The sequence below is a fragment of the Pseudomonas sp. R1-43-08 genome (genome assembly GCF_003852255.1).
Classification (GTDB): domain Bacteria; phylum Pseudomonadota; class Gammaproteobacteria; order Pseudomonadales; family Pseudomonadaceae; genus Aquipseudomonas.
The window spans coordinates 3,006,921-3,023,960 of record NZ_CP027734.1 but is presented as its reverse complement, the minus strand read 5'-3'; the positions used below and the strand labels follow the sequence as shown (position 1 = coordinate 3,023,960).

The 17,040-nt window shown below is 61.8% G+C and carries 12 protein-coding genes and 2 pseudogenes; 7 read left to right on the top strand and 7 right to left on the bottom strand.

The window, feature by feature from the left end; all coding sequences use genetic code 11:
- Positions 1-6: 6 nt before the first annotated feature.
- Entirely contained in the window at positions 7-1,299 is a 1,293-nt protein-coding gene (locus C4J87_RS13780; protein ID WP_124367233.1) for a sorbosone dehydrogenase family protein, read from the bottom strand.
- On the bottom strand, positions 1,296-1,718 hold the full coding sequence (locus C4J87_RS13775; RefSeq protein ID WP_124367232.1) for a DUF2231 domain-containing protein: 423 nt from the start codon (positions 1,716-1,718) through the stop codon (positions 1,296-1,298). The genes C4J87_RS13780 and C4J87_RS13775 overlap by 4 nt, the downstream gene beginning before the upstream one ends.
- A 204-nt stretch (positions 1,719-1,922) precedes the next feature.
- Between C4J87_RS13775 and C4J87_RS13770 the strand changes: the two genes are divergently transcribed.
- The 4 genes and pseudogenes from C4J87_RS13770 to C4J87_RS13750 all read left to right on the top strand — a co-directional run bounded on the left by C4J87_RS13770 (position 1,923) and on the right by C4J87_RS13750 (position 4,441).
- Entirely contained in the window at positions 1,923-2,951 is a 1,029-nt protein-coding gene (locus C4J87_RS13770; protein ID WP_124367231.1) for a UV damage endonuclease UvsE, read from the top strand.
- A gap of 39 nt (positions 2,952-2,990) precedes the next feature.
- Positions 2,991-3,469: pseudogene (locus tag C4J87_RS13765) on the top strand (AAA family ATPase).
- Positions 3,466-3,831: a hypothetical protein gene (locus tag C4J87_RS13760; RefSeq protein ID WP_124367230.1), complete on the top strand. Its 366-nt coding sequence runs from the start codon at positions 3,466-3,468 to the stop codon at positions 3,829-3,831. The pseudogene C4J87_RS13765 and the gene C4J87_RS13760 overlap by 4 nt, the downstream one beginning before the upstream one ends.
- Positions 3,832-3,979: 148 nt before the next feature.
- The gene (locus C4J87_RS13750) at positions 3,980-4,441 is read left to right on the top strand and encodes an NUDIX hydrolase (protein ID WP_124367229.1); all 462 of its coding nucleotides are present in this window, start codon (positions 3,980-3,982) and stop codon (positions 4,439-4,441) included.
- Positions 4,442-4,464: 23 nt separating this feature from the next.
- On the opposite strand, the gene C4J87_RS13745 is transcribed toward C4J87_RS13750, so the two are convergent.
- A complete protein-coding gene (locus C4J87_RS13745) occupies positions 4,465-5,019 on the bottom strand; it encodes a cysteine hydrolase family protein (protein ID WP_124367228.1) in 555 nt (184 codons plus the stop codon).
- Between the two features lie 192 nt (positions 5,020-5,211).
- On the opposite strand from C4J87_RS13745, the gene C4J87_RS13740 reads away from it, so the two are divergent.
- Both C4J87_RS13740 and C4J87_RS13735 read left to right on the top strand, forming a co-directional pair.
- A complete protein-coding gene (locus tag C4J87_RS13740) occupies positions 5,212-8,715 on the top strand; it encodes an AAA domain-containing protein (protein ID WP_124367227.1) in 3,504 nt (1,167 codons plus the stop codon).
- Positions 8,716-8,860: 145 nt separating this feature from the next.
- Positions 8,861-11,062, top strand: coding sequence for an OsmC domain/YcaO domain-containing protein (locus C4J87_RS13735; protein ID WP_124367226.1), 2,202 nt, complete (start codon positions 8,861-8,863; stop codon positions 11,060-11,062).
- 312 nt (positions 11,063-11,374) lie between these two features.
- On the opposite strand, the gene C4J87_RS13725 is transcribed toward C4J87_RS13735, so the two are convergent.
- The 4 genes and pseudogenes from C4J87_RS13725 to C4J87_RS13710 form a co-directional block, all read right to left on the bottom strand.
- Positions 11,375-12,541, bottom strand: coding sequence for a cystathionine gamma-synthase (locus C4J87_RS13725; protein WP_124367224.1), 1,167 nt, complete (start codon positions 12,539-12,541; stop codon positions 11,375-11,377).
- Entirely contained in the window at positions 12,538-13,914 is a 1,377-nt protein-coding gene (locus C4J87_RS13720) for a cystathionine beta-synthase (protein ID WP_124367223.1), read from the bottom strand. The genes C4J87_RS13725 and C4J87_RS13720 overlap by 4 nt, the downstream gene beginning before the upstream one ends.
- A gap of 302 nt (positions 13,915-14,216) precedes the next feature.
- On the bottom strand, positions 14,217-14,699 hold the full coding sequence (locus C4J87_RS13715) for a VOC family protein (RefSeq protein WP_124367222.1): 483 nt from the start codon (positions 14,697-14,699) through the stop codon (positions 14,217-14,219).
- 44 nt (positions 14,700-14,743) lie between these two features.
- Positions 14,744-15,921 (bottom strand): annotated as a pseudogene (locus C4J87_RS13710) (MFS transporter).
- Positions 15,922-16,015: 94 nt separating this feature from the next.
- Here C4J87_RS13710 and C4J87_RS13705 point away from each other — a divergent pair.
- Positions 16,016-16,945: a LysR family transcriptional regulator gene (locus C4J87_RS13705; RefSeq protein WP_124367221.1), complete on the top strand. Its 930-nt coding sequence runs from the start codon at positions 16,016-16,018 to the stop codon at positions 16,943-16,945.
- Positions 16,946-17,040: the final 95 nt, after the last annotated feature.

Genomic DNA, 17,040 nt, shown 5'->3' with positions numbered 1-17,040 from the left:
GTCGGTTCATCGATTACGCGTTACCCGCCACACTGTGTTGGCCAAATCATCGGCAATGATCAGCGCACCTTTCGGGTCCACCGTCACACCGACCGGGCGACCACGGGTCTTGCCATCCTCCCCGCGAAAACCGGTGGCGAAGTCCACAGGCTCGCCAGCCGGTTTGCCGTTGCTGAACGGTACGAAGATCACCTTGTAGCCCACCGGATTATCGCGGTTCCAACTGCCGTGTTCGCCAACGAACACGCCGTCGGCGAATTTTTCGCCCATGGCCGGGATGGAGAAATCCACACCGAGTGCCGCAACGTGCGAACCGAGGCTGTAATCGGGCTTGATCGCCGCAGCCACTTTGGCCGGGTTCTGCGGTTGCGCACGCGGGTCGACGTTCTGGCCCCAGTAGCTATAAGGCCAGCCGTAGAAGGCGCCTTCGCGCACCGAGCTGAGGTAATCCGGCACCAGGTCCGGGCCCAGTTCATCGCGCTCGTTGACCACCGTCCACAGCTGCCCCGAACCCGGTTGGATAGTCAGCGCCGTCGGGTTGCGCAGGCCGGTGGCATAGGGCTTGTGCGCACCGGTCGCGGCATCGATCTGCCAGACCATCGCCCGGTCGATTTCCACTTCCATGCCGCGCTCGGTGATGTTGCTGTTGGAGCCGATCCCGACATAGAGCTGGCGACCGTCCTCGCTCACCGCCAGGGATTTGGTCCAGTGGTGATTGATCTGCGCCGGTAGGTCGGTGACCTTGACCGGGGCGCCGCTGGCCTTGGTCTGGCCGTCGGCATAGTCGAAGCGCACCAGCGCATCCTGGTTGGCCACGTAGATTTTCCCATCGGCGTAAGCCAGGCCATAGGGCGCGTTGAGGTTGTCGGCGAACACGGTCTTGAGTTCATAAGTGCCGTCACCATCGGCATCGCGCAACAGCGTGATGCGGTTGCCGCTCTTGACCTTGGTATTGCCCTCGGCCTTGATCAGGCTGGCGATCACATCCTTGGGCTTGAGCTTGGCCGCGCTGCCGCCACGGCCTTCGGCGACGAGGATGTCGCCGTTGGGCAGTACCAGGGTCTGGCGCGGGATGGCGAGGTCGGTGGCGATCGCCGTGATGCTGTAGCCCTCGGGTACCTTGGGTTTCTGGTCGCCCCAGGCGACGGGCTCGGCGATCTTCATGCTCGGCAGCAGGCTGCTTTGTTGGGCCGGTAACTTGGGGTCGGGGCCGTGGACCTGAGTCTTGTCGCCTTCGCCGCCGCACGCGGCCAGCAGCAACGCTGCGCTTAACAGGGTCAAGGTGTGGGTGGTTTTCATTGGTCAGCTCCCGAACGCAGGTTAGTCAGGCCGATCCACGTCGCCACCATCGCCAGCAGCGTGACGATCACTGACAGCACCAGGCCGGTCGGCATCATGGCGTAGGCATCCTTGGCGTGCTGGAAGGCGTTGATCAGCCCCAACACCCAAGCGGCCAACAACAGCAGAAAGTAGGCGGCAGGGCGCCCGGCCTTGCGTTCGGCGCGCAGCAGGTTGACCAGGGCGAATAACAGGGCAAACCCACTGAACACCAACGCACCGGCAATCAGCCAGGAGGCGAAATTGGCCCACTGAATCTGGTAGGTCTGGCCGTAGGCAATGTCACTGAGCGTAGCGCCGAGGAACAGCGGCACGCTGCCGGCGAGCAAGGTCGCATGCAGCGGGCCTGGCGTGCAGCGGTAGGCGGGAAGGGTAGTCATGGGGGATGCAGCTCCTTATCGTTCGGCACGCCTGGCTAGGCGTGCGATGACTTTGCATAGGCTTTGCACATAGGCTTTGCATAGGAAAGGAGCGCGCTGTTTGTGAGAAAGTTCACCGAAGGTTCGTGTCCGGATGTTTTTCGAACCCTTGGCCGCCGGATTCACCTAAGCCTCTAACCTTCATTGCTTATTACAGGCGTTCCCATGACCCACCCGCGCATCGGCTTTGCATGCCAGTACAAGCATCCCGAACGACTGCCTTCGGCCAGTGCCTTGAAGCTGATCGAAGGCCCGTTCAACCCGCGTACCACCACGTTGCGCTGGATGAACAGCGTCGAGCCCAAGGTGGCGCGGGATAAACTGGTCGAGGTAGTCACCCACAACCTCGCCGCCCAATTGCGCCTGCTGGCCTACGTCGCCGAGCTGCCGCCGACCTTGCGCATGCTGCGCCTGAGCAGTGACCTGTTGCCGTTCTACAGCCACCCCGACGTTGCCGCTGTGTATCAGGACCCGGCGATCCAGCGCCAATTGCAGGAAGGGTTTGCCGCCATTGGCGAGCTGGCGCGGGCGTCGGATATCCGCCTGTCGTTTCATCCCGGCCAGTACTGTGTGCTGGCCTCGGAAAACCCCGGCGTGGTGGAGAACAGCCTGGCCGAATTCGAATACCACGCCGACATGATTCGCATGATGGGTTACGGCCGGCGCTTCCAGGACCTCAAGTGCAACGTGCATATCGCCGGGCGCCTGGGTGTGGAGGGCACGCGGGCGGTTTGGTCGCGCCTGTCCGAAGTGGCGCGCAATTGCATCACCTTTGAGAATGACGAGAAAACCTACGGCCTGGACCATTGCCTGCAAGTCGCCGACCTGGCGCCGGTGGTACTGGACATTCACCATTGCTGGATCAACGAAGACCTCTACATCGACCCCGACTCCCCACGCGTCGCCCAAGTCATCGACAGCTGGCGTGGCGTGCGGCCCACGATGCATTACTCCCAGCCCCCGGAAAGCCTTCAGGCACTGGGCTTTGATGCCGAGCACAAACTGGAAATGGCGGCCTTGTTGAAAGTGGTGTCCAAGCGCGACCTCTACGCCCACAGCGCGCAAATGTGGAACCGCTGGACCAACGACTATGCACTGCAGTTTCTGGATCGCTTCGACATCATGCTCGAAGCCAAGGACAAGAACATCGCCGCCCTGGCGTTTCATACGTATTGGCAGCACCGATCCGCCTGAAACATGGCATGCTTTGCGGCCCCACAAAGGAACCGTCCCATGGCTACCCTGCATCTGCTTTGCGGCAAGATCGCGTCCGGCAAATCTACGCTCGCCAGCAGTCTTGCCACCGATCACGCTGCCATCTTGCTCAGCGAAGACCATTGGCTCGCCACGCTGTATCCCGGTCAGATCAAGACGATTGCGATTACCTGGCCTGTGCCCGGCAGATCCGCAGTGTCGTGGAGCCGCTGGTGATCGATCTGCTGAAGTCGGGCGTCAATGTGGTGCTGGATTTTCCGGCCAACACCCTGGCTAATCGCGAATGGCTGCTCACCCTGGCGCAGGCCGCCCAGGCACCGCATTGCCTGCATTACCTGGCGCTGGATGACGCCACCTGCCGGACTCGACTGCACGCACGCAACGCCAGCGGCGAGCATGATTTCGCCGCCACCGATGCCGAATTCGACCTGATTACCCGCCACTTTCGTGTGCCGAGCGAAGAGGAAGGCCTGGTGATCGAGGTGCATAGCTTATGAGTGCTGAACCACCTGTGAGCGCCGCGCCTGCGCAGGCTGACTTCGAGCCTTTACTGATGGATGTGCTGACCCGCTATCGAACAGACATTGCGCAAGCCGAGAACACCTCGCAGCGCCTGTGTTTGCAGGGCGAAGCTGCGAGCAAGTTGATCCGCTCCACGCATACGCTGCGGTCACCAGTAGCCTCGATGTGCCCGCAGACGCTGGAGGACCATGTGGCACTGTTCCGGCAGCGTTACCCGACCATGATTACCCAAATCGCCTACTTCCTGTTTGAGGCCAGAAATCCAAGCGCCGAGGGTGAAGCGTTCCTGCTGCGTCTTGATGCATTCCTTGACTGGATGGCCTCGCAGCGGCAATAAACCCATAACCTGTGGCGAGGGAGCTTGCTCCCGCTGGGGCGCGAAGCGGCCCCGCTCTTCGCTTTAAAAGAATGGGACTGCTGCGCAGTCCAGCGGGAGCAAGCTCCCTCGCCACAGTGACAGTCGTGATCAGAAAGGAATCAATTTAATGCGCGAGCGCAAAGCCTCACGTCTACTGGTAATAAGCCCCTCGAACGAAGTACTTCTTTTCAGGTTTGTCCATAAAGCAGGCGCCCTGGCCGGTAACGACTATTGGGCCACGCCAGGCGGAGGCGTTGAAGCCGGCGAAACCTTCGAGGCTGCAGCGATTCGCGAGCTGCGCGAGGAAACCGGCCTTACGGTCAGCGGTGTGCAGCCCCCTGTAGCAGAGCGCAGCTTCCCCTTGAGGCTGCCGAGCGGCGAAACGGTGCTGGCGATTGAACGCTACTTCGTCGTGCATGCGCCAAGTGAGGCAGTGTCCCGTGCCGAATGGACTGAACAGGAAGCGCAGGTCATGGCCGATCATCGCTGGTGGTCGGCCCAGGCACTGCGTTCGACGGATGACACCGTATGGCCGCAAGGGTTGGCCGAGATGTTGGTGGATGCCGGGGTTTTTCGATCTGCGCCTTGAGCGGTTTACGCCTGAACAAGCGCTCAGGCCAGCAGCGCTTGGGCCTCGACCACCCTCGCATAGTCCATCGCCAGGTTACTCAACGACAACGCATGTACATCTTCCGCCGGCCACAGCCGCCCCGATAGATCAGTCTGATCGAAGGTAAAGCAGGCATCCGCGACCACGATCACGTCAAAGCCCAGGTTGCCAGCCGAGCGTGCCGTGGACTCCACGGAATTGTTGGTGATGACTCCGACGATCACCACTTGCCTGATCGAGCGCGTGTGCAGCCAGCGCTCAAGGCCCGTGGCGATGAACGCATCCGGGACGTTTTTTTCCATCACTTGTTCGTGGGAGAGGGGCTGCAGCGCGTCCTGGAATTCGCAGCCTGGTTGACCAGGCCAGAACACCGAGCCAGGGGAACGAGAGATATGCCGCACATGAATAATTGGGCGTTGCGCCTGTCGCCACGCGGTAAGAAGCTGCTGCATGCGCAGTTCGGCGTCTGGGTTGTTGCGTCGACCAAGAGTGGGGTCGCCCATGCCTTTTTGCATATCGATGATCACCAGCGCCGCATTTATCGCTAACGGTTCCATGGGCTGTCCTTTTGCGTGTGAGGCGCGAAACATAGCAGTCAGGGCCTGTATTCAAACAGTAATTCATCAAGCCTGCGCCGTTTGCTTTTAAACCCAAGTGATTGCCCACCTGCTCCCTGAACCGTTACCCTCGGTCCACATCCCCACCCACCGACCGTAACAGTGAGTCACGGTCTGCACTGAATCAGGACGATGAACGATTATTCTCTGAAGCTTGCCAACTACTGGCGCACCTCGCTGGCCGACGCGGAAAACGGCAATGGTGCGTTATCCCCGAGCCATGTCAAAACCTACTCCGCAGTACCCTTGGCTTCACTGGCCGCTGGTTGTTTGCCGGTTGAGCAAGTGGACAGCCTATTTGCCGGCGAACCGGCACAACTGCTCCAGGTGGAGGTCACGCTACGCCCGTTCGTGTACGCCTCACGCCAGGAGCACCGCCAGGCGCGCAACGGGCTGCCGGCGTTCATCACGCCGATCATTTGCCGCGTGTCGGTCACCCGCGACGGGCTTATCTATCCGACCGGGCCCACGCTGGTGCCGCGCGATATTCTGGAGCCGTTGGATCGTGACAACTTCACCATCGGCGCCCAGCATGACCTGGATACGTTTCTAACCGCACAAGATGCGCCGCAGTTCGAGCCGCCACCCGCCGGCACAGAGGTGCAGCCGGAGCACTACCGCGAGCAGTGGATCACCCACCTGCGCTATTGCAAGACGATGTTCCAGACGGTCTGCAACGCCTGGAACGGCGCGGACGACGGTTTTGATCCGGTCAACTATTGCTATGTGTTCAAGGAACAGAAAGCCGAAGGTTTCAGCCGCAATATCGTGGCGCTGTACGATCATTTGCGCCTTGGCAAACCGGATGCGCCGTTGTTCGAGCGGTTCGCACAACGCGAGCGCATGCCCGATGAGCCGTGCCTGGCCGCCAACAGCCTGTTCGCCGAGCGAGGAGGGCATGCCGGTGACGAATACGCGCTGGCGCCTGCCCAACGCGACAGCCTCGCGCACCTGCTGGCGGGTAACGCCGGGGATATCCTGGCGGTCAACGGGCCGCCGGGTACCGGTAAGACCACGTTGCTCTTGTCGGTCGTCGCCTCGCTTTGGGCCAAGGCCGCTGCCGAGGGCGGCGAGCCGCCGGTGATTGTCGCCAGTTCTACGAACAATCAGGCGGTCACCAATATCATCAAGGCATTTGGCAAGGACTTCTCGGCAGGCATTGGCCCCTTTGCTGGGCGCTGGCTTCCGGATATCAACAGCTTTGGCGCTTACTTTCCAAAGGCCGCTGCGGAAGCGGAGATGGCCCGCACCTACCAGACCAAAAGCTTTTACCTGGAGCTGGAGACGCAGGACTATCTGGATAAAGCGCAGCAGGCTTATCTGGAGCATGCCGCCATCGCCTTTCCCGGGCCGTCGCAGCCCACGCTCAAGGGCACCGTCGACAAGCTGCAGGCCCTGATTCAACTGCGTCAGCAGCAACTGGGCGATATCGAGAAGGGCTGGGCAAGATTGAACGCGGCGCGCGACGCCATGAAGGCCTTGCTCGGCGATAATCCATACACGGCAATTGCGGCGCTTGAAGGGCAATGTCGGGCGCAGTCCGATCAGTTGGCAAACGCCAAGGCACGCCTGAAAGATTTCAAGCATTACCTGGCCCATGAGTCATTGATTTACACGCTGTTCGGCTGGTTCGGCCCGATTGCCGCCAAGCGCCTGCGCTTGGCCAAACTGCACATCGATGAAACTGATGCACAGCTGCAGAGCGCCAGCGACGTGCATGAGATAGAGCGCCTGCTGACGGCCGCCGTGGCGCACATCGCCCAAAGCCTGAAAATCCTTGAAACCCAGCGTGAGCGTGTGGAGCAATTGCGGCGCGATGAACAGCGCGAGCTGTCGAACTGGCAGGCGGTGATTGCCCGGTTACCCGATGCCATCGGCAAGCCCGCCGCCGAGGTGACGCTGGAGGACTGCGACCGTTGGGCGGACACCTCGCTGCGCTTCGAGACGTTCCTGCTGACCACGCATTATTGGGAGGGCCGCTGGCTGTTGGAAGTCGCCGATGAGCTGCCACTGATTCTTAAAAGCCGCAAAAAAAACGGCCGCAAGACCCTGGAAAAAAACTGGCGGCGCTGGATGAAGCTCACGCCTTGCGTGGTGGCGACGTTCTACCGCTTGCCGGCCGAGCTGTCGTGCAGCCGCCGTGACGGCAATGGTTATGTCGCCGATTACGCGCTGAACTTCATCGACCTGCTGATTGTAGACGAGGCGGGCCAGGTGCTGCCCGAGGTGGCGGCGCCGTCTTTCGCCCTGGCGCGGCAGGCGTTGGTGATTGGCGACACGCAACAAATCGAACCCATTTGGTCGGTGCCGCCGTCGGTGGATATCGGCAACCTGCTCGCTGCCGGCCTGCTGTCGCGCAGCCGCGTGGACGATGACTACGAAGCTTTCTGTGACAGCGGGCGCAGTGCCGCCAGTGGCAGCGTCATGGCGATTGCGCAGTCCACCAGCCGCTATCACTACGACCGCGACCTGGCCCGCGGCCTTTACCTGTATGAACACCGCCGTTGCTATGACTCGATCATCGATTACTGCAATGCGCTCTGCTACAAAGGCAAGCTGCAACCGCGACGCGGCGCCAAACCGCAGGGTGGCTTGCCGGGCCTGGGTTACCTGCATATCGACGGGCTGTGCCAGCAGAAGCAGGGCGGCAGCCGCCATAACCTGCTGGAAGCACAGACCATCGCTGCCTGGATCAAGGCCAATGAACAGCAGCTGACCCAGCGCTATAACAAGGAACTCTGGGAAATCCTCGGGGTGATCACCCCCTTTGGCGCGCAGACCCAGGCCATTACCGAGGCGTGCGCCGCCCTGGGTATCCGTACCGGCAAAGGCGACGGTGAAATGACCGTTGGCACCGTGCACTCTTTCCAGGGCGCCGAACGCCCGGTGGTGATTTTTTCTGCAGTGTATTCCAAGCATGCCGACGGTGCGTTTATCGACCGTAGGGACAGCATGTTGAACGTGGCGGTTTCCCGCGCCAAAGACAGTTTCCTGGTGTTCGGCGATATGGACCTGTTCAGCCAGATCCCCGCCAGCAAGCCGCGTGGCCGGTTGGCGCAGTACTTGTTGAACAGCGCGGACAATGCGCTCACGTTTGATTTCCAGCCTCGGGCGGATTTGCTGACGGCGCGCACCGGGTTGAGCCACCTGCATGAGTTTGCCGAACATGATCAGTTCCTGTTGCAGACCCTGGAGACGGCGCAGCAGCAGGTGCAGATCGTGACGCCCTGGGTGCGCCTGAGGGGGATGCGCGAAAGCGGCGCCCTTGAGGCCATGTGCGGCACCGTGCGGCGCGGGGTGCCGGTCACGGTGTATACCGATTTGCACTTCAACACTGGCATCGGCCGCAGCAAGTCCGACGGTGACCCCGGCAAAGTCGCCGAATTCAAGGATGCGCTGGCCACTTTGAAGCACCACGCGGTGCAGGTGCGTGTGGTCAACAAGGTGCACAGCAAACTGGTGATGGCCGATGAAGCGCTGTTGTGCGTGGGCTCGTTCAATTGGCTGAGCGCGGCGCGTTCGGGCGATTACGTGCACCATGAAACGTCCATGGTCTATCGCGGGCCGGACGTCAGCAGCGAGTTGGCGATCAATCGAACCAGCCTGGCGCAACGCCTGATTTCGCGCGAACTCTGACCGGCCATCACGTTATGCCAGCGGCTCAAGCGCTGCTGGCATAGCGATACCGATCAGCAGCCCACACGCAAAACCCTGAGACTTCCCGGCGAAAATCTTCATAATGGCGGCCATTTTGTTTAGCCCGTTATTCTGGTGTGCCCGCATGGAAATTAAGGTCAACTTTCTCGACAACCTTCGGCTTGAAGCCAAGTTCGATGATTTCACGGTGATTGCCGACCAGCCGATTCGCTACAAAGGCGACGGTTCGGCGCCGGGGCCATTCGATTACTTCCTGGCTTCGTCGGCGTTGTGTGCGGCGTACTTTGTGAAGTTGTACTGCGCCACGCGCAATATTCCCACGGAGAATATTCGCCTGTCGCAGAACAACATCGTCGACCCGGAAAATCGCTACAACCAGATTTTCAAAATCCAGGTCGAGCTGCCGGCGGATATCTCGGACAAGGACCGCCAGGGCATCCTGCGCTCAATCGACCGGTGCACTGTGAAAAAAGTGGTGCAGGCTGGGCCCGAGTTCGTGATCGAGGAAGTGGACAACCTCGACGCCGACGCCCAGGCGCTGTTGATGCCCAACTCGACGTCCCAGGCGGGCACCTACATCGCCGGCAAGGACCTGCCGCTGGAGCAGACCATCGCCAACATGTCCGCGATCCTGGCGGGCCTGGGCATGAAGATCGAAATCGCCTCGTGGCGCAATATCGTGCCCAACGTGTGGTCGCTGCATATCCGCGATGCCCACTCGCCGATGTGTTTTACCAACGGCAAGGGCGCGACCAAGGAAGGCGCGCTGGCGTCGGCGTTGGGCGAGTTCATCGAGCGGCTCAACTGCAACTTCTTCTACAACGACCAGTTCTGGGGTGAGGAACTGGCCAACGCGCCCTTCGTGCATTATCCCGACGAGCGCTGGTTCCAGCCGGGCCCGAACGACGAGTTGCCGAGTGAAATTCTGGATGCCTACTGCCTGAAGGTCTACAACCGCGACGGCGAGCTGCGCGGTTCGCACCTGTTCGACACCAACTCGGGCAACGAAGCGCGGGGCATCGTCTCACTGCCGTTCGTGCGCCAGTCCGATGGCGAGGTGGTGTATTTCCCCTCCAACCTGATCGAAAACCTTTACCTGAGCAACGGCATGAGCGCCGGCAACACCCTGGCCGAAGCCCAGGTGCAGTGCCTGTCGGAGATTTTCGAGCGGGCGGTGAAGCGCGAAATCATCGAAGGCGAATTTGCGCTGCCGGATGTACCGGCTGAGGTGCTGGCCAAATACCCCGGCATTCTGGCCGGTATCGAAGGCCTGGAAGCCCAGGGCTTCCCGGTGCTGGTCAAGGACGCGTCCCTGGGCGGTGAATTCCCGGTGATGTGCGTGACCCTGATGAACCCGCGCACCGGCGGTGTATTCGCCTCGTTTGGCGCGCACCCGAGCCTGGAAGTGGCGCTGGAGCGCAGCCTCACCGAACTGCTGCAAGGCCGCAGTTTCGAGGGTTTGAACGACTTGCCGCAGCCGACCTTCGAAGCCCAGGCGGTGACCGAACCGAACAACTTCGTCGAGCACTTTATCGACTCCAGCGGCGTGGTGTCGTGGCGCTTCTTCAGCGCCCAGTCCGATTATGAATTCGTCGAATGGGACTTCTCCGGCCACGGCGAAGACTCCAACGCCCAGGAAGCCGCGACGCTGTTCGGTATTCTGGAAGGCATGGGCAAAGAGTCGTACATGGCGGTTTACGAGCACCTGGGCGCCACCGCCTGCCGCATCCTGGTGCCGGACTACTCGGAAATCTACCCGGTGGACGACCTGATCTGGGACAACACCAACAAAGCGCTGTTTTTCCGTGATGACATCCTCAACCTGCACCGCCTGGACGAAGCGCAGTTGCAAGCGCTGGTGGAGCGTTTGATCGAAAGCGAGCTGGACGACTACACCGACATCACTACGCTGATCGGCATCGAGTTCGACGACAACACCGCCTGGGGCCAACTGACCATTCTGGAGCTGAAGCTGCTGATCTTCCTCGCGCTGCAGCAGCACGAGGAGGCCAAGGAATGCGTGGAAATGTTCCTGCAGTACAACGACAACACCGTCGAACGCGGGCTGTTTTACCAGGCGGTGAATGCGGTGCTGGAGATGGAGCTGGACGAAGATCTGGAGCTGGCCGACTACGAAGCCAACTTCCGCCGCATGTTCGGTAACGAACGCATGGACGCGGTGATTGGCTCGGTCAACGGCGGCGTGCGGTTTTATGGGCTCACGCCGACCAGCATGAAGCTGGAAGGGCTGGACCGGCATTTGCGCTTGATCGAGAGCTACAAGAAGCTGCACGCGGCAAGGGCAAACGCTACCTCGGCACATTGATAGCTATCTGATGTATGAGGGGCAAAATGTGGGAGGGGGCTTGCCCTAATGCCAGTCAGTTAAGAAGTAGAAAGGGTAAAAAGTAACCTGTGGCGAGGGAGCTTGCTCCCGCTGGACTGCGCAGCAGTCCCATTTTTGGGGCCGCTTCGCGGCCCAGCGGGAGCAAGCTCCCTCGCCACCGGTACAGTGTTCGTCCTTAACTGACTGGCATTAGGGCTTGCCCCCGATAGCGGTGGTTCAGTCACCTGACCCAGTGGCTGACAGACTGCTATCGGGAGCAAGCCCCCTCCCACATTTGATCGATTTCTGACTTTAGATGCGGGCCAGGGCTTGGGCCAGATCCGCGCGCAAATCCTCTATATCTTCAACTCCCACCGACAACCGCACCAACCCATCGCCAATCCCCAACTGCGCCCGCGTCGCTGCCGGGATGCTGGCGTGGGTCATGATCGCCGGGTGTTCGATCAGGCTCTCCACGCCACCCAGACTCTCGGCCAGGGCGAAGATCTTTACGTTTTCCAGGAAACGCGTGGCGCCCGCCAGGTCAGTGTTCAGGTCCACTGAAATCATCCCGCCAAACCCGCGCATCTGCCGTTGGGCCAGTTCATGCTGTGGGTGGGATTTCAGGCCCGGGTAATACACCCGCGACACCTGCGGTTGCTGCTCCAGCCAGGTCGCCAGTTCCAGCGCGTTGCGGCAATGGCGCTCCATGCGCAGGGCCAGGGTTTTCACGCCGCGCAGGGTCAGGAACGCATCGAAGGGCCCGGCGATGGCGCCCACCGAGTTCTGCAGGAAGCCCAGGCGCTCAGCCAAATCAGGGTTGTCGCCGACGATGGCGATGCCGCCGATCACGTCCGAGTGGCCGTTCAGGTACTTGGTGGTGGAGTGCACCACGATGTCGCACCCCAGCTCCAACGGGCGTTGGATCCACGGGCTGGCGAAGGTGTTGTCGGCCACGCAAAGGATGCCGCGGGTGCGGCAGAGGCGGGCGATGGCGCTGAGGTCGGTGAGGCTCAGCAACGGGTTACTGGGCGTTTCGACCCAGACCATGCGCGTGTCGTCCCGCAGCGCCGCTTCAAACGCCGATACATCACTCAGGTCCACATAGCTGAACGTATGCCCGGCGCTGCGCTGACGCACCTTGTCGAACAGGCGGAAGGTGCCGCCGTACAGGTCATTGCCGGAAACGATATGCGCACCGGCATCGAGCAATTCGAGCACCGTGGAAATCGCCGCCAGCCCCGAGGCAAACGCGAAGGCCCGAGTGCCGCCTTCAAGGTCGGCAACGCAACGTTCCAGGGCAAAGCGCGTGGGGTTATGGGAACGGCCGTAGTCAAAGCCCTTGTGCACGCCGGGGCTATCTTGCAGGTAGGTGGAGTTGGCGTAGATCGGCGGCATCAGCGCGCCCGTGGTTGGGTCCGGCGACTGTCCGGCATGGATCACACGGGTGGCGAATGCGCTTTTATCGGGCTGGCTCATGCAAGGGATCTCCGTAGGTGGTTGAGCAGGTCGACGCGGGTGATCAGGCCATGGAAGCCCGAGGCGTCGGCAATGATGGCGACCAGGCCGCGATCCAGCTCCGCCTGCAGTTCGGCCAGGCTGGCGCTGGGGGCCAAGGTGTGCAGGGTGCGGGTCATGGCGCTGGCCACGCTCATGGAAAAATGCGTGGCGTCCTGATGCAGGCCCAGCAGCAGGTCGGACTCATCGATAACGCCCGCCAGTTGCTTGCCGTCCACCAGCACCGGCAGTTGCGAGACATCCGCCAGGCGCATGCGCTGGAAGGCGGTGAGCAGGGTGTCGTCGGGGCTCACGCTGATCACCCGACCATCTTCGAAGCGGCGGGCGATCAGGTCGCGCAGGTCGCCGTAGTGCTTGTACTGCAACAGGCCGGCGTCGTTCATCCATTGGTCGTTGTAGACCTTGGACAGGTAGCGCGTGCCGGTGTCGCACACGAAGGTGACCACGCGTTTGGGCTCGGTCTGCTCGCGGCAATAGCGCAGCGCGGCGGCGAGCAGGGTGCCGGTGGACGAGCCGCCAAGAATGCCTTCGGCCTTGAGCAGTTGGCGGGCGTGGTCGAAGCTTTCTTCATCGCTGATGGAGTAGGCCTGGCGCACGCTGGACAGGTCGGCAATCGACGGGATGAAATCCTCGCCGATGCCTTCCACCGCCCAGGAACCAGGGGTTTCAAGCCGACCGCTGCGGCTGTACTCGGCCATCACCGAACCCACCGGATCGGCCAGCACCATGGCCAGCTCGGGCTGCACGCGCTTGAAGAAACGGGTTAAGCCGGTGAGGGTGCCGGCCGAGCCGACGCCCACCACAATCGCATCCACATCATGCTGGGTCTGAGCCCAGATCTCCGGCGCGGTGCTGGTTTCATGGGCCAGCGGATTGGCCGGGTTGTTGAACTGGTCGGCGAAGAACGAACCCGGAATGTCCTTGGCCAGGCGCGCGGCCACGTCCTGGTAATACTCGGGGTGGCCCTTGCCCACATCGGAGCGAGTGATATGCACCTCAGCGCCCATGGCCTTGAGGTGCAGCACTTTTTCCGTGGACATCTTGTCCGGTACCACCAGCACCACCCGGTAGCCTTTGGCTCGGCCGACCAGTGCCAGGCCCAGGCCAGTGTTGCCGGCGGTGGCCTCGATAATCGTGCCGCCGGGGCGCAGGCGACCGTCACGCTCGGCGGCGTCGATCATCGCCAGGCCGATGCGGTCCTTGATGGAACCGCCGGGGTTTTGCGATTCAAGCTTGAGAAACAGGGTGCAAGGGCCAGTGTCAAAGCGGCTGACCTTGACCAGCGGCGTGTTACCGATCAGTTCAAGTACGGCGGGGCGGGGGAGGTTAGGCATGTCGTCACCTGGTTACGGAATGGGCGTAGGGTGGGGGACAGCAACAGCATGGCTTGAAACATAGGCCGCTATCGCCAGGCTCGCAACCAGGCGGTCCGATGCATGACTTTTTTTGGCGCATGGAGGGTGAGGGGGGAGGTGGATGGCGGGCACAGCACCCGCAGGCAATGCAGATCAAATGTGGGAGTTGTCGAGCCCCAGCGAGGCTACGAAGGCGGCGGTACTGCTGGCCTATAAACCACCTGACCCACCGCTATCGCGGCCTCGCTAAAGCTCGTGCGCTCCCACATTCATACACCCCATCAGCGCCCGGCGATGGCGGCTTCGATGGTGGCGATGTCAATTTTGCGCATGGTCATCATCGCGTCAAAGGCTCGCTTGGCGACCGCCGGGTCCTTGCTTGTCACCGCATCGACCAACACCCGTGGCGAGATCTGCCACGACAGGCCCCATTTATCCTTGCACCAGCCACAAGCGCTTTCCTGGCCGCCATTGCCGACGATGGCGTCCCACAACCGGTCGGTCTCCGCCTGGTCATCGGTCGCCACCTGAAAGGAAAACGCTTCACTGTGCTTGAACATAGGGCCGCCATTCAGGCCCAGACAAGGGATGCCCAGCACAGTGAACTCCACGGTCAATTCATCGCCCTGCTTACCGGCCGGGTAGTCGCCAGGCGCGTAGTGCACCGCCTTCACTTCGCTATCGGGAAACGTCTGGGCGTAGAAGGTCGCCGCCTCCAGCGCATCGCCGTTGTACCAGAGGCAAATCGTATTTTTGTTGTTCATCGCAGGCTCCTCAGGTTGAAAGGTGCCTGGAGTCTAGACGATCGTTACGCCAGGGCGTCTTTACCACAAGCACCCCCGCGCCGCGAACGCCAGCCCAACCCGAGCACCATCAACAAACCCAGGCCAGCCATCAGTGCGCCTGCCAGGGAAACGGCGGGGTAGCCCAACCCGGCATTGATCACCGCACCGCCCAGCACCGCGCCGATGGCATTGCCGAAATTGAACGCGCCGATGTTCATTGCCGAGGCCAGGTTAGGCGCATCTTTGGCGGCCTCCATCACGCGCATCTGCAACGGCGGCACCAGGGCAAAACTCGCGGCGCCCCACAGCAGGATCGACAGCGCGGCGGGCAGCGGCCATTGCATGAGCACCGAAAAGGCCAACAGCACGGCGATCAACACCACCAGCGATGTAATCAACGTGCGGTCTACCGAACGGTCCGCCGACTTGCCACCCCACACGTTGCCCAGGGTCAGCCCGATACCGAACAGCACCAGCATGCCAGTGACAAAGTTGGTCGACGCATGGGTGACATCGCGCAAAATCGGCGCGATGTAAGTGAACACCGTAAACATTGCACTGGAGCCCACCACGGTCAGCGCCAACGCCGCCAGCACCGGCCCGCGCCCGAGTACGCGGATTTCCGCCATCAGGCTGCCACCCTTCGGCGCGGGTGCATTCGGCAGTGCCCACCACAGCGCGGCCATCACCACCGCGCCCAGCCCGCTGATGCCCCAGAACGCCGTGCGCCAGCCGAAGTTTTCGCCAAACCAGGTGGCCAATGGCACGCCGCCAATGGTCGCCAATGTCAGCCCCAAAAACATCGCGGCCACAGCCCCGCGCGCTTCTCCGGCGCGACCACACTGGCCGCCACAATCGAACCGATACCGAAAAACGCCCCGTGGTTCAGCGACGTCACCAGCCTGGCGATCATCAAGGTGTGGTAATTGGTTGCCAACGCCGACAGCAGATTTCCCAAGGTGAAAATTGCCATCAGCCCGATCAACAGATACCGGCGCGGCACCCTGGCCGTCGCGAGCGTCATGATCGGCGCGCCGATCAGCACGCCGATGGCATAGGCACTCACCAACAGCCCGGCGGCGGGGATGGATACGCCAAGGTCGGCGGCAATACCGGGCAACATGCCCATGGGGGCAAACTCCGTGACCCCGATGCCAAAGGCACCGATGGACAAGGCTACAAGGGGTGGATTGATACGCATGGGTGACTCCTCATCTGTGTGCCGAATGCTACAATCCAGCCTTTTGCAGCAGTAGCCCCTGGTTGGGAACTACACCTTTGCGCAGGAGGCACAAATGGACATCGGCGGCCGCTCGGGAGAGATGGAAGTGTTCGTCATGGTCGCCGAGCACGGCAGCCTGTCGGGCGCCGCGCGCGCCCTGGGGCTGACGCCGTCGTCCATCAGCCGCATCATCACCCGTACCGAACGACGCATCGGCACCCGGCTATTGCTGCGCACCACCCGTGCCATCACCTTCACCGCCGAAGGCGAAGCCTACCTGCGCGGCGCCCGTCGCATCCTGGCCGACATGGCCGAAGTCGAAGACGCCATCACCGACCAGGGCGCCCCGCGAGGACGCCTCAGAGTCAGCGCAGCCCTGGCCCACGGCCGCCTGACCGTCGTGCCACTGATCGCCGCCTTCAGCGCCCGCTATCCCGCCATCGTGGTCGACCTGATGCTCGGCGATGAACTCGTGGACATCCTCGCCGGCCAGGCAGACGTCGCGATCCGCTTCGGCCAACTCCCCGACAGCCCCCTGACCGCCCGCCCCATCGGCTCCACCGGCCAGGTCATCGTCGCCTCACCCGACTACCTGGCCCGCCACGGCACCCCGGTGACGCCGCAGGATCTACTCGAGCACAACTGCCTGCGCTTCAACTTCCGCAGAGCGGCGCCAGATTGGCCGTTTCGGGTGGATGGGAAGGATTTTTCGTTGAAAGTGGCGGGGACGATTGAAGGGAACAGCGGAGAGGCGTTGGCGCAGTTGGCGAAGCTGGGCGCGGGGATTGCGCGGGTGGGGGCGTTTAGTGTGGCGCAAGATCTGGAGCGGGGGGAGTTGGTGCCGTTGCTGGAAGCGTATAACCCGGGGGATGTGGAGCCGATTCATGCGGTGTTTGTGGGTGGGGCGGCGATGCCGGGAAGGGTTAGGGCGTTTGTGGATTTTTTGGTGGGGGGGATGGGGTGTGAAGGGGGAGTGTGGGTTGGATGTAGAAGAGGAGCGTGACTGGCGGATTTCGGCCAAAAGCGGACACGGAGAATCTCAAATATCTACGCATGAGAGGCTACATTCAGGGTGTCATAGCAATTTTTCAAAATGAC

Excerpts from the sequence above, each read along its gene's own strand:
- C4J87_RS13750 (WP_124367229.1), top strand. The coding sequence starts at position 3,980 with ATGCGCGAGCGCAAAGCCTCACGTCTACTGGTAATAAGCCCCTCGAAC.
- C4J87_RS13725 (WP_124367224.1), bottom strand. The coding sequence starts at position 12,541 with ATGAGCCAGCCCGATAAAAGCGCATTCGCCACCCGTGTGATCCATGCC.
- C4J87_RS13740 (WP_124367227.1), top strand. The coding sequence starts at position 5,212 with ATGAACGATTATTCTCTGAAGCTTGCCAACTACTGGCGCACCTCGCTG.
- C4J87_RS13720 (WP_124367223.1), bottom strand. The coding sequence starts at position 13,914 with ATGCCTAACCTCCCCCGCCCCGCCGTACTTGAACTGATCGGTAACACG.
- C4J87_RS13775 (WP_124367232.1), bottom strand. The coding sequence starts at position 1,718 with ATGACTACCCTTCCCGCCTACCGCTGCACGCCAGGCCCGCTGCATGCG.
- C4J87_RS13735 (WP_124367226.1), top strand. The coding sequence starts at position 8,861 with ATGGAAATTAAGGTCAACTTTCTCGACAACCTTCGGCTTGAAGCCAAG.
- C4J87_RS13770 (WP_124367231.1), top strand. The coding sequence starts at position 1,923 with ATGACCCACCCGCGCATCGGCTTTGCATGCCAGTACAAGCATCCCGAA.
- C4J87_RS13715 (WP_124367222.1), bottom strand. The coding sequence starts at position 14,699 with ATGAACAACAAAAATACGATTTGCCTCTGGTACAACGGCGATGCGCTG.
- C4J87_RS13705 (WP_124367221.1), top strand. The coding sequence starts at position 16,016 with ATGGACATCGGCGGCCGCTCGGGAGAGATGGAAGTGTTCGTCATGGTC.
- C4J87_RS13745 (WP_124367228.1), bottom strand. The coding sequence starts at position 5,019 with ATGGAACCGTTAGCGATAAATGCGGCGCTGGTGATCATCGATATGCAA.
- C4J87_RS13760 (WP_124367230.1), top strand. The coding sequence starts at position 3,466 with ATGAGTGCTGAACCACCTGTGAGCGCCGCGCCTGCGCAGGCTGACTTC.
- C4J87_RS13780 (WP_124367233.1), bottom strand. The coding sequence starts at position 1,299 with ATGAAAACCACCCACACCTTGACCCTGTTAAGCGCAGCGTTGCTGCTG.